1 protein-coding gene is annotated in these 1,698 nt (G+C 54.7%); it reads right to left on the bottom strand.

Going from position 1 to position 1,698, the window contains the following annotated elements; genetic code table 11:
- Nucleotides 1-190: 190 nt before the first annotated feature.
- Nucleotides 191-1,698: beta-N-acetylhexosaminidase (locus MJZ26_15065; GenBank protein ID MCQ2107097.1), on the bottom strand; the 1,508-nt coding region annotated here is incomplete at its 5' end.

Raw genomic sequence — 1,698 nt, 5'->3', positions numbered from 1 at the left:
GAGGTCGGCCTGGCAGAACGTTGGGCCGGCCTTTGTCAATGACGGGATGGCGGCAGTTTTCTATTGTTCTGGTTCATAACCGACGCCTAGTAATTCGAGATTGAAGTCATCAATCAAGGCTTCGACTTCGGAATGGTAGTCCGGTGAGATATATCGCTTGATTTGTTGGAAGGTCGGATTCCGTGATGTGTCAGGGTGCAGTCGGCTTTTTGCCGTAGACGTTGTAGCCCATTGACCGGGCAATAGAAGAAAAGGCAGAGGCCCTGCGGATAAAGTCTGAATAGTCCTTCCTGCATGCCGGGCTCCAACCGGTTTCGGCAATGGCGAAGGTGCGCGGATAGAGCATCATTTCAGCATGCCACGCCTCGCGCACGTGTTCTGTCCAGAGGCAGCCCTGAACACCCAGGACGTGGTGTGTGTCGGCTTCGGAAATCTCTTCCTCCAGAGGATCGAACGAATAGACCTTTTCCAGGGTCAGAAGCTTTCCTGCAGGCCTATACTGCTCCGGATCCTGATGATGGTCCAGATAATAAGAGTGCGTAGGGGTGAAGATGACGTCATGGCCTTCTGCAATGGCCTTCAGGCCACCCTCGGTGCCATGCCAGGACATTACGGTGGCATCCGGAGCCAGACCTCCTTGCAGGATTTCGTCCCAACCAATGATGTGCTTTCCGTGCTCGTTGGCAAAACGCTCCATCCTCCTGATCATATAGCTTTGCAGCTGTTCTGCACTTTCCAGCCCTTCGGCCTTCATCCGGGCCTGGCAGTCGGGGCAGCGTTCCCAGTTCCGCTTGCGGGCTTCGTCCCCACCGATATGGATGTACTCACTGGGGAACAGTTCAAACACTTCCCCTAGCACCGTCTCCAGAAACTCATATGTGCTTTCTTTTCCGGGACACAGTTCCCAATGGTCCGGCCGCTGGGCTTCCGGCAGGGAACAGGCCAGCTGAGGGTATGCGGCGCGTGTTTCGTAATTATGCCCGGGCATTTCAATCTCCGGAATCACGTCAATATGCCTTTTGGCTGCAAAAGCAAGAATCTCTTTGATATCCTCCTTGGTATAGTAGCCACCGTATGCACCAGGGGTCCCTTCCTCCACGAATTCTCCCCCTATCTCATCCTTTTCCCAGTCCCAGAATTCGGCCTCGGGGCGCCAGGCGGTTAACTCAGTAAGCCGAGGATAGGCATCTATCTGCAGCCGCCAACCCGGATTATCTACCAGATGGAAGTGGAAACGGTTCATTTTCAGGAGCGCCATCATCTCCAGCTGCTTCTTCACGAAGTCCTTGCCCTGGAAATGCCGGCTCTCATCCAACAGGATACCCCGATAACGGAAACGTGGCCAGTCCAGGATGGTGCAGAAGGCAATTGTACTGTCCTGGTAAGCCAGCATCCTCAGGGTCTGGCGGGCATAAAACACGCCCTCGGAATCTGCCGCTTCGATCTTCACACCCTTCTTCCCCACCTCCAGCCAGTAGGCCGATTTAAGCTGCCAATCGGTCAGTTCTCTATCTTTCAGGCGCCGTCGCAAGGCCTTTTCTGAAACACTGACCTTCTCTGGCAATTTGGTCAATACCTCGGTTAGGATACTCCCGGGGTTCACAGAGAACTCCACCGGTATCGGAATGATGTCCTTCGGCTGCGTGCCGCCCGTAACCTCATTATTCTTGGGCGCACAGCATGCAACGGCCAGCGCCA

The organism is Fibrobacter sp. (genome assembly GCA_024398965.1).
Lineage (GTDB): Bacteria > Fibrobacterota > Fibrobacteria > Fibrobacterales > Fibrobacteraceae > Fibrobacter.
This window is presented reverse-complemented; position numbering and strand designations above follow the sequence as displayed.